Genomic DNA, 25353 nt, shown 5'->3' with positions numbered 1-25353 from the left:
CGATGATCCTGACACCTCGACGCGCGTGCGGGGCAACGGCCTACGGCTGGTCCGCGGAGGTCCGCCGAGACGTGGTCGGTCGGGCGGCGAACTCATCGGTGAGGTCGAGGCAGGTGCAGAAGTCACCCGTGCACGGGAACCCGGTTTCGGCGCCGTAGGGCGCGAGGCCTGCCATGAGACGGAGTACCTCCGCCCGTTCGTCCTCGGCGAGGCGGGGGAGGGTCGCTCGCGGTCCGAGCTGCAGGCCGGCCGGGACCTCCTCCAGATCGGACATGGCCTCTCCGTCGACGAACAGGGTGCACAGGGGATGGTCGGGAAAGGTGTTGAGCCGCAGCACCAGCCAAGACCCCGCGGACCGGGCCGCGTAGGGGAAGACGTACGAGTCCACGTCGTGCCATGAGACCTGCGGGGGCCGACCAGGCCGAACCTCCACCACCACACCTCCTCGATCGACGCGCGGGGCGCGAGCCACCGCCCCGTTCGCGGTCGCCGGCGCGAAGCCGACGCCGCACGGAGAACCCTACGTCCGGCGTCGAACACCGCCACAGGAGCGCCTCGACACCGGACGGGACCGCCCACGCGGCCGTGGTGCCGAACCGATCCGCCCCGCCCCGCTGCGCAATTCCATGGACGCACCCGTGGATGATCAAGTATCGTCCGACCTCGGACCACCACGCGCGAGATGAACGAAAGGAGGCGAGTGCCGTGCAGTTCTTCACCATCCAGCGCTCCCTCCCCGTCACCCCCGTGTGGTTCGTCTGATCCGTGACCGGGAGCGCCCCACGCAGTACACATCCCGGAGGAATCCATGACCGATCTGGTCATCCGCGCGCTCGACGAGAGCGACGCCCACCTGTTCGACGCACACCCTGACCCGCTGGACGCCCGCACGGCCCACGAGCGCACCACGCACCGCCCCGACTGGAAGCGCGTCGCCCTGCGCGACGGCACCGTCGTCGCCCGCGGCGCCTGGTGGGGCGGCACCGACGACAAGGAACCCGTCAACATCAACTGGTTCGACGTGGCCGAGGGCGAGGTGGAGGCAGGAGCCGAACTCCTGCGCTCCGCACCCTGGCAGGTCGAGCTCGAGATCAACCTCCCCGGCGACTGGCAGGACCGTCCGGACCTTGCCGCCGCAGCCGAGACACGCTTCGCCGCCGCCCGAGCCGCTGGCTACGAGCTCCTGGTGGAACGTTTCCTTTACCGCTGGACCCCCGAGCACGGACTCCCCGAACGGCCCGGCCGGCTCCTCTTCGCCGCCGAACCCGACGACGCGGTCTTCTTCGACGCGCTGCGCCGCATCCACGCGGTCACCCTCGACGCGCACTCCCTGAAGGCCATAGCGGAAGGCGGCCTGGACCAGGCCGCCCAGGAGGAACTCGACTTCTTCCACTGGTGCCCGTCCCCGCGCGAGTGGTGGCAGGTCGCCCGCACACCTGAGGGCGATCTCGCCGGCATCCACATCCCCGCGCACAACCCCTCCGGTCCCACCATCGGCTTCATCGGTGTCCTCCCGGAACACCGTGGCCGCGGCTACGCCTACGACCTGCTCGCCGAGTGCACCCACTTCCTGGTGGAACACGGCGCCGAGGCCGTCACCGGAGCCACGGACCGGGGCAACTTCCCCATGGCCGCGAACTTCGCCAAGGCCGGCTTCCCCGTGGTGCGCGAGCGCATCAACTTCCACCCCGCCGCCGCCCCGACCGCTTAACACCAGCGGTCCTGGTCCTGCTCCTCGCCCCGCGCCGTCATGTTCTCGCCGCGGGGCGAGGACTCCGGTGGCCATCTCCCGCCGCCACCGGACCAGGTCGCCACGCGGCCAGGCCTGCGACTGACCGTCGCCACCCCCATGCTCTCCGTAGACTGACGGGCATGGCATGCCGCATCAGCGAACTGGTCATCGACGCCGCCGACCCCGACCGGCTCGCCGCGTTCTGGAGCGAGGTCCTCGGCTACGTCGAACTCGGCCGCGAGGACGACGGAAGCATCGAGATCGGACCGGTCGACGCCGGCTTCGGCGGGCCCCAGCCCACCCTGATCCTCAGCCCCGGCAGCGCCCCGCGCACCGGGAAACTCCGACTGCACATCGACGTCAACCCCACCGACCGAGACCAGGACGCCGAGTTGGAGCGACTCCTCGCCCTCGGCGCCAGACCCGCCGACGTGGGCCAGACCGGTACCGAGGACTGGCACGTCCTCGCCGACCCGGAAGGCAACGAGTTCTGCCTCCTGCGCAGGCGGCTCCAGCCCCTCTGACGCACCGGGATCCCCTTATCCCCTTCCCGTCCGTCACATCAGTGTCGGTCGGGAAGGTGCCAGCGGTGCGGGGCGACGAGCGCGTCGATGCTGTCCGGCCCCCAGGTTCCGGGGGCGTACGGTTCCACGGGCGGAGGCGCGTCGAGCAGCGGGGCCGAGATCTCCCACAGGCGTTCGATGCCGTCGGAGCGGGTGAAGAAGGACTGGTCGCCGAGCATGGCCTCCAGGAGCAGGTGCTCGTAGCCCTCCAGGGAGTTGTCGGCGGTGAAGGAGCTCTGGTACCCGAAGACCATGTCGGCCTCCGCCAACCGCATGGTGGGACCGGGTTCCTTGACGAGGAACCGGGCGGTGATGGAGCCGGGATCGGCGAAGTCGATGACGAGCTCGTTGCCCCGGCCGTCGACGGCCGCCCGCGCGTTCAGGGGGAACATGCCGAGGACGGGCTCGCGCAGTCCCAACGTCACGACGTGCCGGCCCTCCGCCAGCGCCTTTCCCGAGCGCAGGTGGAAGGGGACACCGGCCCAGCGCCAGTTGTCGATCTCCACGCGCAGGGCGGCGAAGGTCTCGGTGTCGGAGGCCGGATCGACCCCGGGCTCCGCGCGGTACCCCGTGTACTGTCCGCGGACGACGTGGGCGGGATCCAGCGGCCGCATACTGCGGAAGACCTTCACCTGCTCGTCCCGGAGCGACTGTGCGTCGAGGACGACCGGCGGCTCCATCGCGACGAACCCGAGCAGCTGGAACAGATGCGTGACGATCATGTCGCGGAAGGTTCCGGTGCCCTCGAAGAAGTGCGCGCGTCCCTGGATGTCGATCCGCTCGGGCACGTCGATCTGCACATGGCTGATGTGCTCGCGGTTCCAGAGCGGTTCGAAGAGGCCGTTGGCGAACCGGAGGGCGAGGATGTTGTCCACCGCCTCCTTGCCGAGGAAATGGTCGATGCGGAACACCCGGGACTCGTCGAACACGCCATGGATGGCCCCGTTGAGCGCGCGGGCGGACGCGAGGTCGGTGCCGAAGGGCTTCTCCACGATGACCCGGGCGTCCTGGGCGAGCCCCGTGGCACCGAGGAGTTCGACCATCGAGGTGAACGCGACGGGCGGAACGGCGAGGTGGAAGAGCCGCCGCGGAGTCCCACCGACGGCCTGCTCGGCCGCGCGCACCGCCGCCACCAGCGGCTCCGGGGCGTTCGGGTCGGCCGATCCGAACGACAGGGAGGCTTCGAACTCCTCCCATACGGGGCCCTCGGGGCGCGAACGGCCGAACTCCGTCACGGCCTGCCGTGCGTGGGCGCGGAAATCCAGGTCGCTCAGCGCCTCGGCCGCCGGGGCGGAGCCGACGATGCGGTAGCGCCGGGGCATCAGCCCCGCCATGGCGAGGTGGAACAGGCCGGGCAGCAGCTTGCGGCGGGCCAGGTCTCCCGTGGCGCCGAAGAGGACGATGACGTGGTCGGGTGTGCCTGAAGCCATTCGCCGCACTTCCGTTCCGGGCGGTCGTCTCGCCCTGAGCACCCACTGTGCGTGTTCGCCGAGAATCCGGCATTCGGGATTCCACCACCCGGGTCACAGCACACCGCACGCACTCCCCGTACTCACCCGCGGGTGAGGTGGAGAGCCCGTTCGAACGGCCGGGCGCCCGTTTCGCTGACGGGCGGGTACCGCCCGCAGCACTAGTCTCGGACCGTGGGACAGCCTCTGGAGAGCGTCGAAGGCGCGGGACCGTTCATCACCCGGCGCACCTGGCAGCGCCCCGAGGGGGAGACGGTCGTCTGGGATTCGCGGCCGGCGCGCAAGCGCGGCACGCTGTCGGTCCAGGGCCCGGGGGAGACGGCCGGCCGGGTCGCGACCGCCGATCCCGGTGTGCTGCGCCGCGTACGCAGGCTCAACGCCGGCGCCTCCACCGCGTTCATCATCGGCGGGGCGTTGTTCGCCGTCGGCGCCGCGATCTCGCAGTTCGGTGCGGGTGATCCGCTCGTCAGCGCATGGGTGTACCTCGTGGGCGGCCTGTTCTTCAGCACCGGCGGCTACGTCTCGGTGCTCCAGGTACTGAACGGACCTCGTCATGCCCCGAACGGCGGTTTCCTGTCCACGGCCGACTGGCGGTGGTGGGGGTACGAGCCGATGCGGCTGGACTGGCTGAGCACGTTCGTCCTGTTCACCGGGACGCTCGTGTTCGGCGTCAATCTGCTGGACTCCTTTCTGGAGGGCCTCAGCGTCAGCCAGGTCAACCGGCTGATCTGGACTCCCGACGTGATCGGGTGCGTGCTGTTCCTGATCTCGGGGCACCTGGGCTTCGCCGAGATCTGCCACCGGCCCTGGCCGTGCGTCCGCTCCCGAAGCCTCGGGTGGTGGGTGGTGGCGGTGAACCAGCTGGGTTCGATCCTGTTCATGGTCTCGGCGGTGGCGGCCTTCACCCGACCCGCCACCGGAAGCCTGGTCAACGTCGACATCGCCAACTGGGGGACCCTGACCGGTGCGCTGTGCTTCTCGGTCGGCGGTGTGTTGCAGCTCTTCGAACGGCCGTAGACGGGGGACCGCGCGCCGGGCGTCGGTGCGGGTCGGCGGGTGGGTCAGTGGAGGGCGAGGGAGTAGCTGAGGAGGACGAGGCTGACCGTGGTGAGGCCGGTGCGCCACGTGTTGGCCCTGTTCCAGGGGGTTTCGTACGTGGTGCGGGTGGTGTGCGCGGTGGTGGTGTCGGTGTGTTCGGGGGATCCGGCCTGTTCGAGGGCGTTGTTGAGAGGGATGTTGACGCGGGCGGTGATGGCCATGGTGGCCACGTAGGCGACGAGTGCGGCGGCCAGCGGGACGATGGCGTCGTGGGTGTCGGGGTCGGTGGCGTGGAGGACGAGGGTGGCGGCGGTGAGGAGCGGGGCGCCGAGGTAGGCGAGTATGAACCAGCCGTTGAGGATCGCTTTGTTGATGTTCTGCATGGTTTCGACGAGGGTTTTGTCACCGCCGCGGGCGAGGCCGGGCATGACGGCGACGCTGAACGCGTAGAACAGGCCGCTGATGAGTCCGGTGGTGATCGTCGCGGCGATGAGGGTTGCGGTGCGTGCGGTATCCACGTGGTGCCTCTCTCTGGTGTTCCGGTAGGCGCCCGCGACCGGGCCGGAAGGCCGGGCAGGGCTGTTCGTGCCGGGTCGTGCCAGGGTGGTGCCGTGCGATGCCGGGGTCGGCGGGTCGTGCCGGGCCGGGGTGAGGCCGGGTTGCGCCGTGCGGTGCCGGTGGTCCGGTGGAGTTCGGTTGATCATAAGGGCGCAGCGGTGCCGTGGCCCTGTGGTTTCGTGGGGCCGTGTCTTCCTGCTGTTCCTGTTGCTGTTCCTGCTCTGCCGATGTTGTTGTCGATGATTTGGGGGTGTTGTCGTGCTGACTGCTCTGACCGGGGTGTTCGGAGACCGCGGGGACGCGGTGTCGGTCGCGGGGCGTGCCGCGTCGTACGAGGACCTGCTGGGCGCCGCCGGCGCGGTGGCCGCCGATCTCGCCGAGTGGGGACCGGTTCCCGCGTTCGCGGTGACCGCGACGGCCACGCTGGAGACGGTGGCGGCGGTGGTCGGTGGCCTGCTGGCGGGGGTGCCGTGCGTACCCGTGCCACCTGACGCGGGGCCGGTGGAGCGGAGCCACATCCTGCGGGACTCGGGTGCCCGGCTGCTGGAGGTGGACTTCGCCCGGCGTGCGCCCGCGCCGGGCGCCGTACCGTCGGCGGCGGACGATCCGGCGTTGATCCTGTACACCTCGGGAACCACGGGTGTACCCAAGGGCGTGGTGCTGAGCAGGGCCGCGATCGTCGCTGACCTGGACGCGCTGGCGGGGGCGTGGCAGTGGGGTCCGCAGGACCTACTGGTGCACGGGCTGCCGCTGTTCCACGTCCACGGGCTGGTGCTGGGTGTACTGGGGGCGCTGCGGACGGGGAGTCGTCTGCTGCACACGGGACGGCCGACGCCGGAGGCGTACGCGCAGGCCGCGCAGGCGGGCGGGAGCCTGTTCTTCGGCGTGCCCACCGTGTGGTCGCGGATCGCGGCCGTGCCGGAAGCGGCCACGGCCTTGTCCGGGGCCCGGTTGCTGGTGTCGGGAAGTGCGGCGCTACCGACTCCGGCCTTCCGCGATCTGGAGCGGCTGACCGGGCACCGGGTGGTGGAACGGTACGGGATGACCGAGACGCTGATCACGATCAGCGGGCGGGCCGGTGGGCAGGTCGCCCCCGGAACGGTCGGCACCGCGCTGGACGGCATCGCCACACGGGTCGTGGCCGAGGCGGGCGCGGAGATCGGTGAGCTCCAGGTGAAGGGGCCGACACTGTTCTCGGGCTACCTCGGCCGACCGGACGCGACAGCGGCCGCGTACACGGGGGACGGCTGGTTCCGTACGGGAGACATCGCGGCCCTCGACGGCGAGGGCGTGCACCGGATCGTGGGACGCGCCTCCACCGACATGATCAAGTCCGGTGGGTACCGGATCGGGGCGGGCGAGGTGGAGAACGCGCTCCTGGACCATCCGCGGGTGCGGGAGGCAGCGGTGGTGGGTGTCCCGGACACCGATCTGGGCGAGCGCATCGTGGCCTTCGTGGTGGCCGACGGTGTCAGCGGTGGCGAACTCACCGACTTCGTCGCGACGCGTCTGTCCGTCCACAAGCGTCCGCGCGAGGTCCGTTTCATCGAGGCGGTGCCGCGCAACGCGATGGGGAAGCCGCAGAAGCGGCTCCTGCTGGAGGGGGAGGAGCGACACCGGACCTGAACCGCGGGCCGGGCCGGCGCGCCGGCCGGCCCCGTGCATCGAGCGGCGGCCGGTCGACATGCCGCGCCCGCCGGCCGGTAACGTTCCTCTCTTCGGGCGCCGTTGGGGCCTGGAGCCAAAAAGGTGAAGGCCGATGAGGTCTGGCGAACTGCCTGTCGTATGGAGCGTGCCCCCCGAGGATGCCCGAGCCGGACGGCGGGCCTTGTGGTGGAGCGTAGGGCCGAGCGACGAACTCGCGGTGATGCTGATCCACGAGCGGAACCTGCGCCGTTCCCCGTACATCGAGGGATGGGTCGGATGGAGCGTGGCGGCTCCGTGTGACGGCGTGCTGGTCGTGGTCTCGGGCGGGGTGGAACACCGGACCCCCGTCACGGGCATCACCGCGGGGACGAGCCACCTTGCCCTGCTCTCGTGGTCACGGTTCCTGCTGGTGTCGGGCCGGACGTGCCCGGACCGGAAGGGGATCTGGGAGAGGAACGCGGTCGTGTACTCCCCGGGGGGACACCCGGTGAGTCACTTCTGCATCGGCGACAGCATCGACTACGTCGTCAGCGACCGCGACGGCGGCATCTGGACCTCGTACGGTGACGAGGCATCTACGGAGACCATCCGGAGAGCCGTGCCGGCCTGGCCCGCTGGGACACCGACGGCACGCACACCTGGAGCCCGGAGGCACGGCTTCCCGTGCTCCCCCTCGGCGGCAGCGCGGGCGCCACGGAGGAGGCCGTGGCCTGGCTCGCCTGGTACAGCCCCGAGGGTTCCTTCCTGTCCCGCGTCGATCCCGCCACCGGCGACGTCTCCACCTACCGCAACCCCTTGGGAGACACCGACGGCATCGCAGTCCGCGGCACCCGGATGCTTCTCAGCCACCCGTTCCACGACCGGCCCGGCGTCGAGCTGAGCCGCGCGGAACTCGTCGACGGCACCTGGGTGATCACCGCCCAGGAGAAGCTGCGACTACCGGAGCCGGTCGGCAGGCGCTGCGTCCAGGGACGCGACGGTGTCCTCTGGATCCGCGCCGGCGACAGCTGGACACAGATCGAAGCGTGAGCCGACGAGGCTCGACCGCCCGGTGCCCCCACCCCTCCCCGCGACCGGGATGTCGATCGTGGACGGAGCGGAGCCCTCTGCGAAAACCTTCAGGTGTTCGAGCCGGAATGAAGGGCAGGCGGGTCACATGACTGACGAAGTGGAGGCACAGATGTCCCGGATGCCCGAACCGGAACTGCCCGCCAAGGTTCCCGAGAACCAGGACGCCCTCACCCCGGACCTTCCCCCGCTGGGCGGTCCGGCCCCCGATCTGTGGGACGCCGAGAAGCCTGATGGATCCGAGGACGAACCACGGAGCGAGGACGACCATCCTGCCGAGCCCAAGGATCCCAAGCCCCAGGAGCCCACGGACTGAGGCCCGGGCTCATTCTCGGCTCCGCCCGCCGGCGTCGAGCTCCGCTGCGATGCCCTCGAGGATCCCGACGAACTCCTCGACCGGGATCTCGGCGACGAAGACCGCACCGGCGTCCTCGGGGTGGCCGGCCAGGTGTCCCTCACGCCAGAACTCCAACGTGATGACCAGGTGGTTCTCTTCGCGGAACAGGTAGGCCGTCACGTTGTCGGTGGTGGGCCCCCAGAGCAGGCTCCGGAAGCGGCCGCTCAGCCGGGAGTCGGCCTCGGACTCGTCGTCGTACCCCGCATGCCGCCCGAAGCGTCGGTGTGTGGCCTCGGCGGACAAACCGGCGTACGGCAGGGGAGCACCTTCGCCCGACCGAAGCCAGGCGACGGCGTTCAGCACGTCGCGGCGGAACTGGGGTACGTACGCCATATTGTCGTCGCAGGTCAGCCACTTGCCGGCCGCCCAGAGGTCGACCCGGCGCAGCGGGCCCGATTCGCCGATCTCCGCGGCGAACCTGGACTTGTCTCCCAGAACCACGTTCATGGCGGTGACCGTCGCAGGTTCAGCCCCTCACGAGCAAGCGAATAGTGCGTGCGCTGGGCAAACTTCCAGGTCGGCTGCGGTACCGACGGGATTTGAACCCGCGAGACAGATAGGGGCAGGCCCGCCCCGTCTCCGTCAGTCGCCGTGAGCGGGGCCTCGCCCACGGCGATCGCAATGGACCGCTCTGCCACGGCACCGCAGCCTGCGAGAAAGCGCGCCATCCCGCTCCGGCTCAAGGTAGAGGATCATCCTCTGCGCGGCGAGCGCTTATCGAGCAACGACGACCACTGCCGAAGCGGTGAACAACCGTTGTGGGTCCGGGGGGCGGGCCCGGCTTTCGCGGAGGACAACCCGGCAGGGCGTCAGGCGGTGCCCGCGCCACGACCCGCCCTTATCGCGGCGCAATGCCCGGAAGGCGACCCCGTCGACACGCCCTACGGACCGGAGACACCCATGCCCCTGTTCCCGTCCGACCTGCGCGCGCTCGCCGACGAAGCCCTCGCTCGCATCGTCGTCGACGAGGATGGGCCGGCCTCGAACTGGGTCGACCCGGAGGCATGGAAGCAGTGGCGAGCCGTACTCACGCGGCTTCGCGCCGTGCTTGCCCCGCCACCCCCTCCATCGCTCTCTTCGATGTACATCCGTGACGGAGCATCACTCAGCTCAGAAGTTGAGCCGGAACGGGTTCTCCCGGACAGGCTGGGCGCCGATCGGTTCGCCCCAGCCGTCGGCCGGCCACCCCGCCGAAAATCGGGCGCGGCCTACGCGGCGACGCGTCGTGGAACGCCGCTCCCTGGACCGCACCAGCCCCGGTGCGGTCGTCCGACCTGGGACCCGCGTCAACGCCGGCGAGCTGGAGGGCGCGGCATTCCGGACAAGATCAAGCATCGTTCAGGCCTTCGTATCCGGGCTGCCGCAGGCCTGTTGCCGCCGCCTGTGTGAGCTGGGCAGCCGACGCCGCATGGCTTGTGCGCGCACCGCACCACACGCAGGCCGACTCTCCGTCATTGGGCAGAAGCGGCTCAAGGCGACATGGCGAAGAGGAAGTTGACCGAGTTGTAGTAGTTGGGCAGGTGCACCAACTCCGATCCCGGACGGGGCGAGTCGGCCTTCGGCCAGTTCCGCGGGCCCAGCAGATGGTCGGCGTAGTCGCTGTGCGGGACCCTCGGCACGAGCCAGACGCGGTAGGCACCGGGTCGTGCGTCCGACTCGAACCGCCACAGCTGCGTCGCGCGGTCCGCGCCCGTCCGGCACGGGCGAAGAGTGACCTGGACGACATTCCCGCCGCCGGTGGTTCCGTCGAGGCAGGTGCCGGTGTCCGCGTTGCGGAGCTGGTAGGTGTTGTGATGTACGGGTATCCGCTGCCAGCCCTGTCTGGCCTTGCCGGTGCACTTCTCCAGTTGCAAGGGTCCGGCCGACCCGGTGCCGCCCAGACCGACGCACAGACCCGTGGCCAGGTTGACCAGGGCTGGGCGGGTGCCTCCCGTCGAGGGGGAGGCGGAGGGTGACGCGGACGTCGGCGAGGCGGAGGCCGAGACGGATGCGGAGGGGGAAGGGAACGGTGTGGCGGGGGCCGTGGCGAATGCCGCCGGGCCGATGGCGACGATCGGCGCGGTCTCCGGGAGCGCGCCGTCCGATGTCGCGGAGGTCCTGGCGGGCGCCGCCACCTGGCCGGACCTGCCGCGCTCGGATTCGGCCGGTAGCAGTACGACCACGGTGGCCGCCGTCCCCATCACGGCTGCCGTAGCCACCCACTTCACCGCACCGGCCTTCGATCCGGCGAGCTGGGTCCCGTTCAATGTGCCCGCGGCGAGCTGGATGCCACCCCCACCCAGGGCCTCCAGGAACGAGGCAGGGTTCCACAGCAGAATTCCGGCCAGCAGCAGCACGCCCAGGCGGCCGTTCACCTCACGCAGATCGCGCTCGGCCCGCGCGCAGTCGTCGCATCCCTGAAGGTGGCGACTCAGGTCCCGGGTGAGCCGCTTGCCCGGTCGGCGCAGCCGGGCGGCGATCTGGCCCCCGTAGTGTTTGCACTCGTCACTCGCGGTCCGGTCCAGGTGAGCGCGCAAGTACGCCTCCCGCAGGCCCTCCCGCGCCCGCGCGACCAGTGAGCCGACACCACCCGCCGATATCCCGAGGCGTGCCGCGGTCTCCGCCGCCGCCTCGTCCTCGACGACGGAGTGCCACAGTACGGCCTGCCAGCGTTCGGGCAGCGACCGGTAGGCGTGCAGGACCAGCGATCCCTCCTCCGCCGAGAAGACGGCGTCCTCGGTGTCCTGGCCGTCCGAGAGTTGGGCGGCCCACTCCTCGAAGTCGTCGGACAGCCGCGTACGGGCGGAGTCCCGCGCCCACGTGGCCGCCAGACGGCGCACACAGGTCAGCAGGTACGGGCGCCAGGCGTACTCCGGCCCGGCACCCCAGGCGATGGCTCGGTAGGTACGGGCGAAGGCCTCGGCGGCGAGGTCCTGGGCGGTGGCCATGTCCCGGCAGCACGTGCGGGCGTAGGCGAGCACCGAAGGATGGTGACGGGCGAACACCTCATCCATCACGCCGCTCACCGACGCGTTGGACTCCGAGGTGTGGCCACGCAGCAGGGCGCAGAGCTCCCCGTCGCTGAGGCTTCGAAGATGCTGCTGACGGGTGGTGCCCAATGTACTCAACACGTGCTCCCGTGTGGCTTGCTGACGACCCGGGCGTCGGTTTTCGGATACATCCGTCATGAGGGTGCGGCGCTGCGCCCGACCGGAATTCGCGCAAGTGTGCACCCTCGCGGGGTCGCACGCAAACCAGCCACCCGCACCCCACCGCAGAGCCGCCACCTGCGGTGCCGTCGGCGGGGGCCCCTGTCGCGAGCGGAGCGCGCCTGGGGCGGGACGCAGAGCGGGGTGGCCGGATGTGGTGCATCCGTAGGGAACGAGACCGACACGGACCGGAGCCGGGTCGGAGAGTCGTATACATTCCCGGGAATCCCACGGACCAAGAACGCACCCGAACGGCTCCCGCAGGGATCCGCCGAGCGGGGTGAGGGAGTACTGGACGCCTACGGGCGAGGTGGGCGGTCGGCGGGTCCCTGAGGAGTCGGCCATGCGGGGTAGCCAGCCGGCGGCCCCGGTCGGCGGGGCGGTGCCATGACGCGGAAGTACCGGTGCGAAGCGGGCAGGGCCAGCAGCGTGACCGAAGCGATCGTCAGCAGCAGCATTCCGACGGTCACGAGCCGGGTCATACCGGCGTACCAGGGCACGGAGTCGTACAAGCCGATGGCGAGCAGCGCGATGTCGAAGCAGACGGACAGCCCTCCGACGACCCAGGTCAGTACCCGGGCCGGCCTGTTTCCCCGCAGGTCCAGGAGCGCCAGCACCAGGCAGAGGACGCCGAACGCGATCGCGAACGAGGCGAACACGGTCAGCCCGTACCCGGCGAGGTCGCCTGCCGCGCGGTCGCCGGCACGCTCGCTCCGACGGTGGCTGAACTCGGGGATGGCGAAGAGCGTGCCGACCGCGGAAACCAGGGCCAACGCGGCGACGCCTGCCAACAGGTAGCTCGCCGCGAACACGGTGCCCGGAGGCGCCGGTGCCGGCGCCTCCACCCTCGTCCTCGTCACGGGCGGGCCCCTGCCGACGAGTTCGCCCGCCGTCGGCGCACCAACACACCGCCCGTCACGATCCACGCGGTGAGCGGCAGGGCCGCGAGCGCGTAGAACAGCGGCTTCGACGGCGCCGGTACGGGGACGGCGAAGGCCTCGGCCGTCGGCACGGCGGTGGTTTGACCACCGAGCCAGATGTCGTTCCCCTCGTTCCCCTCGCTGCTCGGGCCGTTCAGCGACTCGCGTGCCGAGGCCGCGAGCGAGGGGTGGTCCTTGGCGAACGCGGCGGCACCGACCTCGTTCTGGTCGATCCTGCTGAAATCGACCCCACCGTAGACGTAGGTCCTCGTGTAGACGATGGTGCCCTCGGTGGTGGTGTGGGTGACGTTGAACTCGCCGTTCGTGTACGACTGGACGTAGCGGTCGAACACCGCACGGGGTGTCCAGTCCTCCCGGGAGGCCCAGTGGCTGATGTCGCCCTTGCCGATCAGGTGCGAGTACGCGGTGGTCTTCGTGCTGCTGCGCCGGCGGAACCACTCGGCGGCGACCCGGCTGGCGTAGACCCGGCGCAGGTCGGCGTACTCAGGCGCGTGGTTCACGGCTTCCTGGACCTGCGGCAGGATCGTCGTGCGGTACACGTCCTCGTTGTGCCGGGTGTCGGCCTCGTCCTGCTGCCCGCAGCCCGCGACGCCCCCGACGCCCTGGGCCTTGACGATGTCGGACTCCATCTTCACCAGCAGCGGCGCGTCCAGGATGTAGAGCTCGTCGTCGTCGTCCCGGACGGTGGCGGTGTCGGGCACGATCCACTGCCGCATCGAGAGGCACTTGGTGTCGCCTTGTAGCGCGGCCCAGTAGTCCTTGCCGCTCGGGGTGTCCGGGTGGATGAACTGCGCGACCGACTTCTTCATGGCCAGGTCGGCCTCCAGCAGCACCCGTCCCGCGTCGGTCCTGCCGAACTTCTCGTCGATGATGCGTTCCGGCTCGTCCGGGTTGAGATTCACCGTGAAGGCGGACGGCGGCAGCTCCAGCCAGACGAAGAACGAGTCCGAGGCGAGCTGCGCGGCGCGCCGGCCGCCGAAGGACTCCTGATCGGCGGGCGAGGCGTCGGCCTTCAACGCGTACTGCACGCCGGACCCCTTGTGATAGGTGTCGGAGACGTACCGCAACTCCAGCGTCGAGAAGTCGACGCCACCCAGCTCCTCGGCCAGCTCGGGGTGGCCGGAGTCCGTGGCGAGTTGCCGGTTCACCTCGCGCAGCTCGGCCGCTTCCTCCGAGGTGTCGCCGGACTCCGCGATGTACGCCTGCGCCGCGGCGGGCGCCTGATACTGATCCGGGGCGCGCAGGATGTCGTCAGGGGAGGCGGCGCTCCTCGGCGGACCGCTCTGCGACCCGCTGCCGCCCTGCGAACCGGCCTTCAGGTCGCCGGTCTTGGCGCCGCCGGAGTCCGTCCCGCCCGGGGTCACCAGGCGCTTCTGCGCGGACACCACGAAATACGGGATGCCGGCCTCCCGCAGCGCGGTTCTGGCGGCTTCGGTCGGCTCCTCCGGGAAGATGTACACCAGCTTGCGAGGGTTCGCATGGCCGCGCTCGGATGCGATGAACGCCTTGTCCCGGGCCAACTCGTTCTTGTCGATTCCCCTGCCGGACTTCACCTCGTAGAAAAGACCCAGCTCCTCGTTGGCGAGGTCGTAGTAGCGGTTGACCCCTGACACGTACGATTCGGTCTGCCAGCCGAAATTCGAACCGAGCCTGAGGCGTTGCGCGACGTGCATCCTGAAGGCGCTGCCCTGATTGTCGTTGCCCTGATTCGGAATGTACTGCCGGATCCACTTGTCCCAGGACAGCATGGGACTCGGCCTCTTCCCCACCGGGTTGCTGTTGTAGTTCGCCAGCTTGGTGGCCTTTTCCTCTTGATAGTCCTGCCACCTCTTCAGGCAGCGCTCCCAGGTTCCGGGTATCTCGGCCTTCGGGCTGAGCAGTGCCTCCGCGACCTCGTAGCTCTGGGGCTGCGGTCGGTTCCGTAGCCACTCGGCGGGGTTCTCGTAGTCGTAGGTCTGTCGGGGGCCGGCTGAAGCGGGACGTGATCCACCCGGAAGTGTGTGCGTTGTGGGTGGAGGTCCGTCGAACTTCGGCAGCGGCACCGGTTTCGGCGCGGCCGAGCCGGAACCCGTAGAGGCGACCGGCCCGACCAGTGCCGTCAGTGCCAATACCGTAAAGCACGCCAGAACTCGGCGTCGTCCGCCCATGACCAGCTCCCCTCGGCAGGCGATGCGATCGCCAACATAGCGGCGCCTGCCGGCCCGGAAAGGTCAAACGAGGCCTTCGAAAATTTGAACTAGCAGGCCTGGTTCGCGGTTGGTCAGCACGATCTGGAGCAACAGAAACGGCACGGCCACCTTTCCGTCCGGGACGAGCTGATCCAGGAACGGGCGACCGATGAACATATTGTCCCCATCCGGCTCGCCGGGGTGGTAGGACCACTGCGCGCGCATCGCCGGCCGCAGGACCTCACCGAGGTACCAAGCGGCACCATCCGCGAAGTCCGGGGAGGCCGACAACTCGGCCGGACCGGGCACCAGTCGCCGCGTCACCACCTCCAACTCGGCCAACGATGCACGGGAGAAGTCCCAGCGGTCGGGCCGTTCCGCGTAGATGGAACGCCAAGCCACGAAGCCGGCCTCACGCTCGGCCAGCCAGCCGTCCAGGTGCTCCGTCCCGAAGCCGGTCCGCTCGTGCCCCGACCCCGGAGCCGGCTGCCTGAGGGGCCTCCAGTCCGGCGAGACGGCCCGCTTGTCGGCGACCGCCCGTTCGAGGCCCCTGAAGCTCCGGCCGAACGTGTCCCCGTCTCGCCGTCGCCGAGCCCGTTCGACCAGCTCGGCCGGGCAGACCGCCGGCAGACCGAGCTCCGCGTCCGGCAACACGACGGGTAGGGCACGCCCTTCATCCCAGCCCCAGCCACCACCGGCCACCGTCAGCAGAGCTTCGCCCAGATAGCCGGCGACCCGCTCCACGAAGTCCGTACCGGGCTCCGGCCGGGCCACCAGCTCCGCCTCCAACCTCGCCAGCGAGGCCGGTGAGCAGTCCATCGACGAGCCGGGCGGCAGCTCGAAGTCCACCAGGCCTGCCAGTCGAGGCTGCATACCCTCCAACCAGCCGTCCAACGGATCCACAGCTTCTCCCCACCGTTGTCCCGCGCAGGCTCCGCGGGTCCGAACCCAGCGTCAGGCGCGAGCGACCGCCCGCTGTGTAAAAGTGCTGCACAAGTACACGCTTTTGATGCACCATGGTGCAGGTAGGTCTCCAAGGCTCCGAGGAAGGTCGTCATCATGGATCAGCAACAGCTTCCCCCGCACCCCGACAGCGAGCGGTACTCCGTGACCCTGTGCCCCCCGGCGGTCACCATCGTCTCGGAGTTGACCGCCGCGAGCGGCGTCAGCAAATCCGACGTGATCAACCGGGCGGTGCTCCTGCTCGGCTTCATCGAGAACGAGCGGGCCAAGGGCAACGACCTGATGATTCGCGACACCGCGGGCGCCCTGGAGCGCATCCACATCATCTGAGGAGCGAGCCGCGGTCAGCGGTCTACGGTCTGCTGTTCGGTCAGGGGAGTTCGGCTGCGGCCTTCTCGTAGTCGGCTGCCTGCGCCGGGGTGAGGAGTCGGCTGACGCGGATCAGGGTTGCGCCGTGGAGGTAGTCGTATTCGGTGAGGGACGGGATTCCCTTGGTGACGGCTTGGACGTAGTCGTGCCGGGCTTTGGCGTCGGCCGCGTTCGCGAACATTTCGATGCTGCCACCGAGCTCGACGTCGCCGGGCTCGTTTCCCTCGGTCTGGTCGGCCGGGATCCGCCCGTCGGTGAACGTGATCTTCGACGTGTACTGGTGGGGACGCCCGAGGAAGTGGTTCGGGTCGTTCTCGGCGGTCACTGTGCCGCCGAGCTTCGCGGAGGGCACTGCGGCGGATATGACGGCGAAGGCGCCGGTGGCATCGGCCGCGGCTTTGCCCGGACCTGGCGAGGAGGCGGTGTGATCGATGGGCGTTGTCTCGGGCGTGCTGGTCACACTGCTGCAGCCGGCGAGCAGCGCGGCGGTGATCACGGCTGCGGCGGCGCGTGTGGCTCGGTTCATCAGATCCCCTGGGGTGCGTGAAGAACCCATCTGACCGCCTCGCTCGGAGGATCGTGATCGGTGTTGCCATTTCGTGACGGGCGCGCCGGGGACGAGGTCGGCCACCAGCGGGCGCCGGCGACGCGACCTACGGCAACGACGCCGGTCCACAGGTCGTACTGGAAGACCGCGAGGCACCGGGACACCGTTTCTCACGGTGGTCCTGGGCCTCTCCTGGCGGGGATACTGCTTCAGTGCTGTTGACATGGATCGCTGAGGTGGCCGAAGAGCCGTTGGCATTGGAGCCGGGTGCCCGGCGGGTGGAGTGGGAGACCAACACCTGGTCGCTGGGTGCAGGGGACGAGGACGGGCAGCCGTTGTCCGCTGCCGAGGTGGTCGCTGCCTTCGAGCAGACTGCTGCCGGCATCCGGGAACGCATTCGCGCGCTGGGCTTTACCGGAGTAGCGACGTTCTATGTGTGGCACGACGGGCAGGCCGGGCAGCTCCGGTGCTCGACGGGCTCCGTTCCTCCGGACGAGTTGCCGTTCAACGGCACCTACGTGGTCTCCGACCATCTCGGTCCGATCGTCGAGGAGTTTCTGGCCGACAGCATGCCCGGCGTCATCGCCTGGTCGGACCTGGACGACGGGGAGAGCCACGGGGAGCAGGCAATGACAGCGCCTGAGATCGCGCCCTTGCGTGTCTGGACCAGCAGCGTGGGAACCTCACACTGAATGCCCTTGGGCATCCAGGCGGGCGAGTCGGCGGTGGCCCATGAGGGTGGTGGTGATGCCGACGCAGGCGAGGAAGTGTTCGGCCTGGCGTTCGTAGCCGCGGCGAGCGGAAAGACGGTCGGCCCTACCGCCCCGGACGTCTGCCGGATCGGCGCAGTGTTCAGCCCTCCGGCCACATACCTGCATACGCTCCTGCACGGGTCGAACCGGGGCCGAAGTCACCAAGCCTCGGCACGTCCCAGCCACTACCGGCGGCGGCTCTCCGTCCGCTCGAGCACATGCACGGCGGGGTCGTACCGGAGTGCTAAGCCGCGAGGCGTGCCCGCACCCAGGTCCCGTCCTCCGTCAGGTACGTTTCGGCCTTCAGGCCCGCCTCGGCGAGCGCCACCTCGAACTGTCCTTTCGTCAGGGGCCTGGACAGGAACCTCTGGGTCCATGTGGCGTCGGGGAACTCGTACTCCGCGCACACCGAGTTCACTCCCTCGCCGACGGACTCCGCCGACAGGATCCGCAGAGTGAAGCCGCTGGGATCGACGCGTTCGCGTGGCAGGTCCGCATGCCATTCGTAGCCCTCTCGCTGGATCAGCACGCAGCCAGCCGTTTCGAGGTGCCGGACACACGTGCGCAGCAGTGCCCGCCGCACTTCAACGTCTCCGGCATGTACGAGGAACGACCCGAGCATCACCACGGGGAAGCTCTCACCCAGGTCGAGGTCCTCGATCGTGCTGCGTATCGTGCGCGCTCCGCGGACGCGGTCGAGCATCTCCTGGGACTCGTCCACAGCCGTTACGGTGAAACCCCGCTCCAGAAGCGGATGCGTGACTCGCCCTACACCGCAGCCCAACTCCAAGACGTGCGCACCCGCCGGTACGGCCGCGGCGACGACGTCCGGCTCGGCACCGACCGGCAGCCGTGAGTAGAGCTCGACCGCGCAACCGTCCGGGGTGATCGCCCCGGGTCCGGTCCCCTGATGTCCCGTTCGAACGTTCAGCGCCATACCCCGCCCAACGAGCCAGGTCGGACTGTCGTTCCCCCCACCTCGACGGCCGCCTTCTCGGCCGCGCGAAGGGGAACGGCGCCGTACTCGGGGTGGGGTGCTGTTCGGGGGTGTGGGGGCTTCGTTCGTGCTGATGGTCGTGGGTGGGTACGGTCTGCTCATGTACTTCAACGGACCGGGGGAGCAGCGGGGGCACGTCCTGCTCGTAGCCGGGGACGCCGTTGTGTGTCGCCGGACAGTGCGGTTGGCTCCCAGCGCGAACGTGGCGGCTCTTTCGATGGTGCCGGCTGCGGCTCTGCTGGGCAGTGACCTCCCGACGGACACGGTGTGTCTGGACGGGGTGCGTGATCCCAACACCGTCCTGGCCAGGCTGCGTACCGCGGCCGCGACGCCGGGCCCGTTGATGCTCTATCTGACGGGTCGGTTGACCGCGGATCGGCGGGGGCGTCAGCTGTACGTGGCGTTGGCGGGGACGACGCGGTCTGCGGTCCGGTACACGGCGTTCCCTTGGGAGTGGTTGGGCGGAGAGCTACGTGGCCGTCCCGCAGGGCTGACGACGGTGCTTCTCGATCTGGTCGCGGACGGGGAGGCGTGGCCGCTGCTCCGCGAGCTCGGCAGTCTGCCTGGGCTTTCGGACGCCGGGCTGTACGGGGTGGTGTGCCCGCCGGGTTTCGCCGCGGGGGAGGGTACGGTCAGCGGCTATACACGGCATTGGATCGAGCAGTTGCGTCGTGGTCCGGTCCGGCCGGCGGATGTGCAGCTGCATGCGCTCGCTGCGGGGGCGGCGGGTCTGCCGCCGGGTGCGTTGGTCCTGCCGACCGCCCATGAGCTGAGTGTGCGTCCGGCTCCGCACCTGCCGTCCCCGGACGTGCACCGATCGGACCCGTACCGGTCGGACGCACAGGGGTGGCCGGGTGACAGGGGCGGTCCGTCCTCCGCTCCGAGCGCCCCCGTCACCGCCCCCGATCCGGTTGCCGTTCCGATTGCCGATCCGGTTGCGGGACTCCCTCCGGGCGGGGCGTCGGGTGGGGATCCGCGGCCGTACATCCATGCGCTGGCCTGCGGGGGCCGCCATCTCGAGGCGGCTGCGCTTGCGCGGGTCTGGGAGGAGCACGTTCGACACACGTACGGGTCCTCCTCGGTGGAGGCGGTCGAGTGGGCGGAGATCCGGGCGGATCTGGCGCGGATGGCGGGTGATTTCCGGTTGGCCACGGGGCTGTGGATCGAGGTGTGCCGGGCCCGGCTGGCCGGTCAGGGTGTGGCCGACCGGGAGGTTCATGCCGCGGCGGCGGGTGCTCTGTACTGCTGGACCCAGCTCAAGGACCGGGTATCGGTGGTGGAGTCGGGGCCTGAACTGATCGCCCTGTTGCGGGCTCTGCCCGCGCTGGACCCTCGCCTTCTCCGGTTGACGCAGGCACGCCTGGACGCGCTGCGTGCCGTCGCGCTGCCCCGGGCCGTGCACACCTGAGGACCCGGATCGCACCCGGACCGTTCTTCATGGCTCCGCAACGGGACCTTCTGTCTCTGGTTCCCGGCCTCGGGCCTCCGAATACGGCATGAACCTCCTCCCTTGTCGTCGGTGATCCGGGAGGACTGCCACCGGGCGCGGAGGCGTCGACGGGCCGCTGCTGAGGTGTCCGGCACCGGCTTCACCGAGTCGGAAGGCTCGTCTACGGACCTCCGCCCACGGCCGCGGTCACATGGCAGGCGGCTCGGCCAGGAGGACGACCCGGTCGGCCTCGACATCGAAGCCGAGCACCGGCCGGCCGTATTCGCCTTCCGGATCCATCAGGACCGGCTTGCCCACGCATCGCCCGAGCGCGCGAAGGAAGCCGCAGAGCACATCAAGCCGCTCCTGCCCCTGCAACTCTCGCAAGTCGACGTCGAAGTCGATGATCTCGGCGTCGAGGAAACGGAAGATCGCGAGAACGTCGGCCATCAGCCAGACCCGCATGTACGCGCACTCCGCGTCCACCGGACGGGACAGGACGGTTTCCGCCCGAGGCATCGGAAGCGCCTTATCGCCCACGGAGTACTCGTACTTCCGGTTCCTCGCCTTGACGAGATAGAGGACCGCCTGCCAGTCATCCACCGAACAATCAGGGATACGGACGTCCGGTAGCGAGCCCACCAGTGGGGCGGAGGGTGTGGTGTGGTTGTCAGTTGGTTGCGTTCCGGGTGCTGTCGTCGTGTCGTGCTGTGCGCAGGGCGTGGCCCCACCACAGGAGGTCGTCGAGGAGGGTCGTGGCGGCCTTTTCGGCGTTGTGGGTGTCGTGGGGTGTTCCGGTTTCGTCGAAGGGGAACTGGTGGAAGCTGACCGTTTCGCGGAGTGTGGTGGCGTGGAGTTCGGCGAGGACGGGGCGGAGTTGCTCGACGGCGCGTAGCCCGCCGGAGAGGCCGCCGTAGGACACGAACCCGACGGGCTTGCGTCGCCAGACATGTCCGGTGATGTCGATGGCCTGCTTCAGTGAGGCGGGGAAGGAGTGGTTGTACTCGGGGGTGAGGATCACAAAGGCGTCCGCGACGGCCAGGCGTTCGACGAACGCCCGCGTCCGGGGGGCGGGGTCGGGGGTCCAGTGTGCGGGGAGGTCGGCGTCGGCCAGGTCGGCGACGGTGAGTTCGATGTCCGTGCGGCCGGCGGTGACGGACTGGAACCAGCGGGCGACGGTGGGTCCGAACCGGCCTTCTCGGGTGCTGGCGACGACGAGTGCGATGCGTAGTGGGGTGCTCATGACCCCATGTCTAAGACATCAAGTCCGGTTGAGGTCAAAGCTTGCGGGCTGCGGGCTGCGGGCTGCGGGCTGCGGGCCTGCGGCTCTGCGGCCTTGCGGAGTTGTGGGCTCGTGGGTCACGGTCGGCGGTCGAGCGTGCTGGGAGCCCCGGCCGATTGCGCGCCTTCCGACTCGAGTGTCAGCCGATCCGCCTCCGTCATCGTCAGCACGTACAGATTGCCGCGTGGGCACTCGAAGACCGAGGTGCGGTCGGAGGGATGGCTGGTGACCGCTTCGAACACGGCACTGTTGCCACGGACCTGCCGTAGTTGGAGGGCTTCGGTGCATCCGAGGTTGCGTCCGGTGGAGATCTCCTTGACGTCGCTGACCTGCCGGCCCACCAGCTCGCCCGCTGACCCGCCGTTCAGGGTGACCGTCACCGCGAACGGACCCGTCCGGGCCCGCGACAAGCCGTCCGCCTCCGGTGTTCCGGGCCCGACCCCCGACCACGTACCGACCCACGCGGCCGGCAGCGCCCCCGCCGACTGCGGGGGTGCGGACGATGCGGGTGAGGTGCTGGGGGAGGGTGTCCCGCGACCGCCGTTCCTACCGTCCCGGTCCCCGTCCCCATCCCCACCGCCGTTGTGTCCGCCGAGCCATATCGCGAGTGCGACGGCCGTGGTCACGGCGACGGCGCCCGCGGCCGCACCAGCCGTCCGTGAGCGCAGGACCCCCTGCCGGGGCCCGGAGGCCGCAGGGGAGTACGCCGGGGTCCCGGCACCCGAGTACGGCCTCGGCGGCACCACGCGCAGCGGCGGCGGGGACAGAGGCGCGGGGGGAGTGCTGTCCCCCGTCCCGGGTCTCCCCGGCACGCCGAGGGTCCCGGCGATGGTGCCGGTGCTGCTGTGGGCTTCAGTGCGGATGAGGAGTTGGTCGAGTTCGGTCTCGCGGCGTGCGGTTTCGGCCGCCAGGGCCGGCGGTGCAGCCGTCTGCCAGGCTCCTTCGGGGCCGTCGCCGAGGCGTGCCGTGACCTCCTCGGCGTCGGGACGTTGCCGAGGATCCTTGGCCAGGCATTCCTGCACGAGCGTAAGCAGGGGCTGCGGTACGCCTTCCAGCTGTGGTTCGTCGTGCACGATCCGGTACAGCAGGGCGGGTAGGTCCAGTTCCTCGCCGTCGCCGACGAAGGGACTGCGGCCGGTCGCCGCGTACACAAGGACGGCAGCGAGGGAGAACACATCGGCCGGGGCTCCGGTGACCGTGCCGGTGGCCTGTTCGGGTGCCAGGTACCCGGGCGTGCCGATGATCGTGCCCGTGCGGGTGTGTCGTGGATCGTGGGCGGTGCGGGCGATTCCGAAGTCGATGAGGAAGGGCCGTTCCGCGCCGAGGAGTACGTTCGCGGGCTTGATGTCGCGATGGACGACGCCGGCGGCGCGCACGCTCACCAGGGCGGCGGACAGTTCCTGGCCCAGGCGCCGGACGGCGGGCGTTTCCAGCGGGCCCCACCCGCGCACCCAGTCACCCAGGGAGGGGGCGGGCACGTATTCGGTCGCGAGCCACTGGGGGGATGCACCTGGCGGGCTGAAGTCCACCACCGAGACCGTCCACGGGCAGCGCACCCGGTCACTGGTACGTATCTCGCGATCGAAGCGCTGGGCGAAGTCCGCCTCCCGGCTCAGCTCGCGGTGCACGGTCTTGAGTGCGAGCGCCCGCCCGGAGGCCGTTCGGGCGAGGAAGACCTCGCCCATGCCGCCCGATCCGAGCCGTGCCAGCAGACGGTACCCGCCGATCTCCGGCGGGTCTGCGGGCCGCAATGACTCCATCAGTTCCCCTGCCCCCCTACGGCCGTTGCCGGCCCGCACTGCGCGGCCCGCCCGTCGGGCCGCCGTGATGGACCCTAGAGGACGGGTCCCGCCGTTGCCCGCCCCGGGGGCCGACGGGGAGTACGGCAGGGTCCCGGGCCGGGCCGTGACGGTCCCGGCACCCGCTGACGGGCACTTGTCGCTCCCGTAGCCCGTCCCCGTCCCCGTCCCCGTCCCTGTCCCCGTGCCGGATGCGGTACGGGGACGGGGACGCGGGCAGGGACGGACCATCCTTACGAGGGAACGGGGTTGACCGGATTCACTACGGCTGGGGCTTCGGCTGCGTGCTCGGCTCGGGCTGTTCGGTGGTGTGCTCGGCCGGGGTGGGGACGGTCGGGCTGTAGTACACGGACCGGCCCTGCTTGGAACGTTCCAGCAGGCCTCGGGCTACACCCTGTTCGAGGGTGTTGCGGATGACCGTCGCCTGGACCTTGCGGGTGGGGTGTGCGGCGCCGACGGCTTCGGCCACCTCGGCGGCCGATCGCGGTTCGGTCCGACCGGCCAGCACGGCCGTGATCAGTTCGAGCCAGGACGGGCCGGCCGCCGCTTCCTTCACCTTGCGGGAGGCGGTGCCCGTGCCCGTGCCCGTGCCCGTGCCGGTGGTGGCGGGGGCCTTGCGGGGGCGCGGGGCCTTCACGGCGGCCGCAGCGGGGGCGGGGGCCGATGCGACCACAGGTGGCGACTGAGGAGTCTTCTTCGTGGCTTTGGAGGCGGTGCGCGCGGAGGGGACCGCGGCGGGCTTCGTACCGCGTCCGCCGGGTTGTGCGGTGGTGGGTTGCGCCGCGACGCCCAGGGCGTCCTGCATCCTCAGCAGGACCTTCTCGCCTTGCTCGAGCTCCGAGAGTTCCTGCTGCAGGCGGTCCAGTTCGGTTCTGCGCTCTTCCTGTGCGGCCCGGTTCGCCGCGAGATCGGCGGCGATCTGTCGGGCGTAGTCGTCTTTGACGCGCGTGACACTGTTGGTCGTGGTCATGGATTCCTCGATGTGTGTCGTGAGGGGATGCCGGGACGCGAATGGTACGCACTTCCTCTACCCGTGACACCGGATCACCTACCGGACCGGGCAGTGCGGACCGTGCCGGGCCGCCGGTCGCTGTCGTCGTTCACCGCGTTCCAGGTGCTTCGAGCATGCGCGCCCGGCCTCGACCCACCGCGGCCTGACCGCGCCTGCGGTGACGCATTCGACGGGGCGGGGACGGGCGGGTGCGGCCCCACCGCACGCAACTCGTCGTCTCCATAAGGCGACCACGGATGTGTGGTCCCGCACCCCTTCGTTCGAGTGGCCTGCGCGATCCGACGAGGCCAGTACGAGGACCGTTCCGGTGTGGCGTTCTCAGATGCTGCGGGCGGTGATGTCGCCGTAGGAGGTGGTGGCGCGGATGTTCAGGCTTGCGGTGGCGCCGTCGGTGTTGGTGTTGGCGAGTGTGTTGTGGACGCGGCCGTAGGCGGTGCCGGCGTCGAGGGTGGCGGAGACGCCGCGGGCGGCGCCGATGGTGATGTCACCTGCCTGGGTGGTCAGTTCGACGGTACCGTGGACGGCTTCGGCGATGCGCAGGTCGCCCTTCTGGGTGGTGATCCGCGCGGAGCCGCCGAGGCGGCCGACGGCGATGTCACCGGCCTGGAGGACGAGTTGGGCGCCCGCGGTCTCCTCCAGCTCGATCGTGGCCTGGGCGCTTTCGATGGTGACCTCTCCCAGGCGTCCGGTGCCGCGGAACTCGGCGGCCGCGGTCTTCGCCTCGACGCGGGATCCGGCGGGCAGTTCGATGGTGATCGCCACGGAGCCCGGGTGGCCAAGGATCTTGTTCTTGGCGGGTGCGGCGGTGATGCGCAGGACGCCGTCCTGGTAGGCGGCGCTGGTCTGTTCGGCGGCCGTCACGTCGCGGCCGTCGGTGGCGTCGGCGGGGAGGATGTCGATGGTGGTGTCGGCCCGGTCGGAGGCGAGGAACCGGATGAGCCCGGCGGGGACGTCCAGGACGGCGGCGATCGGGGCGGTGGTAGCGAACTTCTGCATGGTTCCTTCTCCTTCATCAGCGGCTGCGCTTCGTGCGCCCCGCGGTTTCTGATGAACGAAAAGCTACGTTGCATTCATTGATCTGGCAACAGACAAGCTGCCCACGAACCAGATTCATGCAGGTCAAGGCGAGCATTTCGTTGCAGTGATCTCTGGCTTAACGCAACAGTACGCGCTCAAATCGTTGCATTGGATTGGCGGTGAATGCTCTGGTGAGGACGTGGGGGGATGGGTGGCGAGAACGGCGCGTTCCACGGAACGGGTTGATGGCAGGTCACATCACGAGCCGTCAGGATCGGTCGGAGCAAACCGGCTCCACCCCGGGGGAGGGGGGGGGGGGGGGGGGGGGGGGGGGGGGGGGGGGGGGGGGGGGGGGGGGGGGGGCCCGGCGGGGGGGGGGGCGGCGCGGCGGGGGGGGCGGGCCGGGCGGGCCGGGGC

The 25353-nt window shown here is 70.1% G+C and carries 24 protein-coding genes and 1 tRNA gene; 9 read left to right on the top strand and 16 right to left on the bottom strand.

All coding sequences use genetic code 11. From position 1 onward, the window contains the following. Positions 1–40: 40 nt before the first annotated feature. The gene (locus ACGFYY_RS21090) at positions 41–433 is read right to left on the bottom strand and encodes a hypothetical protein (RefSeq protein WP_393711265.1); all 393 of its coding nucleotides are present in this window, start codon (positions 431–433) and stop codon (positions 41–43) included. A gap of 375 nt (positions 434–808) precedes the next feature. Between ACGFYY_RS21090 and ACGFYY_RS21085 the strand changes: the two genes are divergently transcribed. Together ACGFYY_RS21085 and ACGFYY_RS21080 are read left to right on the top strand one after the other, a co-directional pair. Next, positions 809–1711, top strand: coding sequence for a GNAT family N-acetyltransferase (locus ACGFYY_RS21085; protein WP_393711263.1), 903 nt, complete (start codon positions 809–811; stop codon positions 1709–1711). 161 nt (positions 1712–1872) lie between these two features. Then, positions 1873–2256: a VOC family protein gene (locus ACGFYY_RS21080; RefSeq protein ID WP_393711261.1), complete on the top strand. Its 384-nt coding sequence runs from the start codon at positions 1873–1875 to the stop codon at positions 2254–2256. A gap of 38 nt (positions 2257–2294) precedes the next feature. Here the strand turns inward: ACGFYY_RS21080 and zwf are convergent, their stop codons facing one another. Beyond that, positions 2295–3725 (bottom strand): glucose-6-phosphate dehydrogenase, encoded by a 1431-nt coding sequence (zwf, locus tag ACGFYY_RS21075; RefSeq protein WP_393711259.1) that lies wholly within the window; start codon positions 3723–3725, stop codon positions 2295–2297. Between the two features lie 213 nt (positions 3726–3938). On the opposite strand from zwf, the gene ACGFYY_RS21070 reads away from it, so the two are divergent. After that, positions 3939–4781 (top strand): hypothetical protein, encoded by an 843-nt coding sequence (locus ACGFYY_RS21070; RefSeq protein ID WP_393711257.1) that lies wholly within the window; start codon positions 3939–3941, stop codon positions 4779–4781. Positions 4782–4825: 44 nt separating this feature from the next. Here the strand turns inward: ACGFYY_RS21070 and ACGFYY_RS21065 are convergent, their stop codons facing one another. Beyond that, positions 4826–5320 (bottom strand): DUF1772 domain-containing protein, encoded by a 495-nt coding sequence (locus ACGFYY_RS21065; protein WP_393711255.1) that lies wholly within the window; start codon positions 5318–5320, stop codon positions 4826–4828. Between the two features lie 298 nt (positions 5321–5618). On the opposite strand from ACGFYY_RS21065, the gene ACGFYY_RS21060 reads away from it, so the two are divergent. From ACGFYY_RS21060 to ACGFYY_RS21050, 3 genes are all read left to right on the top strand, one after another. Beyond that, entirely contained in the window at positions 5619–6986 is a 1368-nt protein-coding gene (locus tag ACGFYY_RS21060) for an AMP-binding protein (RefSeq protein ID WP_393711253.1), read from the top strand. Between the two features lie 684 nt (positions 6987–7670). Beyond that, positions 7671–8036, top strand: a complete 366-nt coding sequence (locus tag ACGFYY_RS21055) for a hypothetical protein (protein ID WP_393711251.1) — start codon at positions 7671–7673, stop codon at positions 8034–8036. A 127-nt stretch (positions 8037–8163) separates the two neighbouring features. Beyond that, positions 8164–8391 carry a hypothetical protein gene (locus ACGFYY_RS21050; RefSeq protein WP_393711249.1) on the top strand — a complete coding sequence of 76 codons (228 nt, stop codon included), beginning with the start codon at positions 8164–8166 and terminating at the stop codon, positions 8389–8391. A gap of 9 nt (positions 8392–8400) precedes the next feature. On the opposite strand, the gene ACGFYY_RS21045 is transcribed toward ACGFYY_RS21050, so the two are convergent. The 6 genes from ACGFYY_RS21045 to ACGFYY_RS21020 all read right to left on the bottom strand — a co-directional run bounded on the left by ACGFYY_RS21045 (position 8401) and on the right by ACGFYY_RS21020 (position 15642). Beyond that, positions 8401–8919: a hypothetical protein gene (locus ACGFYY_RS21045; protein ID WP_393711247.1), complete on the bottom strand. Its 519-nt coding sequence runs from the start codon at positions 8917–8919 to the stop codon at positions 8401–8403. Positions 8920–8996: 77 nt separating this feature from the next. After that, positions 8997–9116 (bottom strand) — tRNA-Arg (locus ACGFYY_RS21040). 825 nt (positions 9117–9941) lie between these two features. Continuing rightward, the gene (locus ACGFYY_RS21035; protein WP_393711245.1) at positions 9942–11579 is read right to left on the bottom strand and encodes a sigma-70 family RNA polymerase sigma factor; all 1638 of its coding nucleotides are present in this window, start codon (positions 11577–11579) and stop codon (positions 9942–9944) included. Between the two features lie 380 nt (positions 11580–11959). Next, positions 11960–12520: a hypothetical protein gene (locus ACGFYY_RS21030; protein ID WP_393711243.1), complete on the bottom strand. Its 561-nt coding sequence runs from the start codon at positions 12518–12520 to the stop codon at positions 11960–11962. Further along, positions 12517–14709, bottom strand: a complete 2193-nt coding sequence (locus tag ACGFYY_RS21025; RefSeq protein ID WP_393711241.1) for a hypothetical protein — start codon at positions 14707–14709, stop codon at positions 12517–12519. The genes ACGFYY_RS21030 and ACGFYY_RS21025 overlap by 4 nt, the downstream gene beginning before the upstream one ends. A gap of 102 nt (positions 14710–14811) precedes the next feature. Further along, positions 14812–15642: a hypothetical protein gene (locus tag ACGFYY_RS21020; protein ID WP_393711239.1), complete on the bottom strand. Its 831-nt coding sequence runs from the start codon at positions 15640–15642 to the stop codon at positions 14812–14814. Positions 15643–15828: 186 nt separating this feature from the next. Here ACGFYY_RS21020 and ACGFYY_RS21015 point away from each other — a divergent pair, with 186 nt between their 5' ends. After that, positions 15829–16062 carry a hypothetical protein gene (locus tag ACGFYY_RS21015; RefSeq protein ID WP_365278965.1) on the top strand — a complete coding sequence of 78 codons (234 nt, stop codon included), beginning with the start codon at positions 15829–15831 and terminating at the stop codon, positions 16060–16062. Positions 16063–16102: 40 nt separating this feature from the next. On the opposite strand, the gene ACGFYY_RS21010 is transcribed toward ACGFYY_RS21015, so the two are convergent. After that, on the bottom strand, positions 16103–16627 hold the full coding sequence (locus ACGFYY_RS21010) for a hypothetical protein (protein WP_393711237.1): 525 nt from the start codon (positions 16625–16627) through the stop codon (positions 16103–16105). 233 nt (positions 16628–16860) lie between these two features. Here ACGFYY_RS21010 and ACGFYY_RS21005 point away from each other — a divergent pair, with 233 nt between their 5' ends. Further along, complete coding sequence (locus ACGFYY_RS21005) at positions 16861–17340, top strand: hypothetical protein (protein ID WP_393711235.1); 480 nt, start codon at positions 16861–16863, stop codon at positions 17338–17340. A 304-nt stretch (positions 17341–17644) separates the two neighbouring features. Here the strand turns inward: ACGFYY_RS21005 and ACGFYY_RS21000 are convergent, their stop codons facing one another. Continuing rightward, positions 17645–18337 (bottom strand): class I SAM-dependent methyltransferase, encoded by a 693-nt coding sequence (locus ACGFYY_RS21000; protein ID WP_393711233.1) that lies wholly within the window; start codon positions 18335–18337, stop codon positions 17645–17647. Between the two features lie 1141 nt (positions 18338–19478). Between ACGFYY_RS21000 and ACGFYY_RS20995 the strand changes: the two genes are divergently transcribed. Then, positions 19479–19805: a hypothetical protein gene (locus ACGFYY_RS20995; protein WP_393711231.1), complete on the top strand. Its 327-nt coding sequence runs from the start codon at positions 19479–19481 to the stop codon at positions 19803–19805. A 228-nt stretch (positions 19806–20033) separates the two neighbouring features. Here the strand turns inward: ACGFYY_RS20995 and ACGFYY_RS20990 are convergent, their stop codons facing one another. The 5 genes from ACGFYY_RS20990 to ACGFYY_RS20970 form a co-directional block, all read right to left on the bottom strand. Further along, positions 20034–20471: a hypothetical protein gene (locus tag ACGFYY_RS20990; RefSeq protein ID WP_393711517.1), complete on the bottom strand. Its 438-nt coding sequence runs from the start codon at positions 20469–20471 to the stop codon at positions 20034–20036. A 25-nt stretch (positions 20472–20496) separates the two neighbouring features. Next, complete coding sequence (locus tag ACGFYY_RS20985) at positions 20497–21069, bottom strand: NADPH-dependent FMN reductase (RefSeq protein ID WP_393711229.1); 573 nt, start codon at positions 21067–21069, stop codon at positions 20497–20499. Between the two features lie 116 nt (positions 21070–21185). After that, positions 21186–22868, bottom strand: coding sequence for a serine/threonine-protein kinase (locus ACGFYY_RS20980; protein WP_393711227.1), 1683 nt, complete (start codon positions 22866–22868; stop codon positions 21186–21188). A 301-nt stretch (positions 22869–23169) separates the two neighbouring features. Continuing rightward, on the bottom strand, positions 23170–23877 hold the full coding sequence (locus ACGFYY_RS20975; RefSeq protein WP_393711225.1) for a hypothetical protein: 708 nt from the start codon (positions 23875–23877) through the stop codon (positions 23170–23172). A 360-nt stretch (positions 23878–24237) separates the two neighbouring features. Continuing rightward, positions 24238–24915 (bottom strand): DUF4097 family beta strand repeat-containing protein, encoded by a 678-nt coding sequence (locus tag ACGFYY_RS20970; protein ID WP_393711223.1) that lies wholly within the window; start codon positions 24913–24915, stop codon positions 24238–24240. Positions 24916–25353 lie beyond the last annotated feature (438 nt).

The organism is Streptomyces sp. NPDC048331, assembly GCF_043201215.1.
GTDB lineage: Bacteria > Actinomycetota > Actinomycetes > Streptomycetales > Streptomycetaceae > Streptomyces.
Note: the sequence above shows the minus strand (reverse complement) of the source record. Positions and strands in the feature narration are given on the sequence as shown.

Coding starts and splice junctions, on each gene's coding strand:
- zwf (WP_393711259.1), bottom strand. CDS start 3,725: ATGGCTTCAGGCACACCCGACCACGTCATCGTCCTCTTCGGCGCCACG.
- ACGFYY_RS21015 (WP_365278965.1), top strand. CDS start 15,829: ATGGATCAGCAACAGCTTCCCCCGCACCCCGACAGCGAGCGGTACTCC.
- ACGFYY_RS21080 (WP_393711261.1), top strand. CDS start 1,873: ATGGCATGCCGCATCAGCGAACTGGTCATCGACGCCGCCGACCCCGAC.
- ACGFYY_RS21045 (WP_393711247.1), bottom strand. CDS start 8,919: ATGAACGTGGTTCTGGGAGACAAGTCCAGGTTCGCCGCGGAGATCGGC.
- ACGFYY_RS20985 (WP_393711229.1), bottom strand. CDS start 21,069: ATGAGCACCCCACTACGCATCGCACTCGTCGTCGCCAGCACCCGAGAA.
- ACGFYY_RS21020 (WP_393711239.1), bottom strand. CDS start 15,642: ATGCAGCCTCGACTGGCAGGCCTGGTGGACTTCGAGCTGCCGCCCGGC.
- ACGFYY_RS21050 (WP_393711249.1), top strand. CDS start 8,164: ATGACTGACGAAGTGGAGGCACAGATGTCCCGGATGCCCGAACCGGAA.
- ACGFYY_RS20980 (WP_393711227.1), bottom strand. CDS start 22,868: ATGGAGTCATTGCGGCCCGCAGACCCGCCGGAGATCGGCGGGTACCGT.
- ACGFYY_RS21010 (WP_393711237.1), bottom strand. CDS start 16,627: ATGAACCGAGCCACACGCGCCGCCGCAGCCGTGATCACCGCCGCGCTG.
- ACGFYY_RS21085 (WP_393711263.1), top strand. CDS start 809: ATGACCGATCTGGTCATCCGCGCGCTCGACGAGAGCGACGCCCACCTG.
- ACGFYY_RS20975 (WP_393711225.1), bottom strand. CDS start 23,877: ATGACCACGACCAACAGTGTCACGCGCGTCAAAGACGACTACGCCCGA.
- ACGFYY_RS21000 (WP_393711233.1), bottom strand. CDS start 18,337: ATGGCGCTGAACGTTCGAACGGGACATCAGGGGACCGGACCCGGGGCG.
- ACGFYY_RS20970 (WP_393711223.1), bottom strand. CDS start 24,915: ATGCAGAAGTTCGCTACCACCGCCCCGATCGCCGCCGTCCTGGACGTC.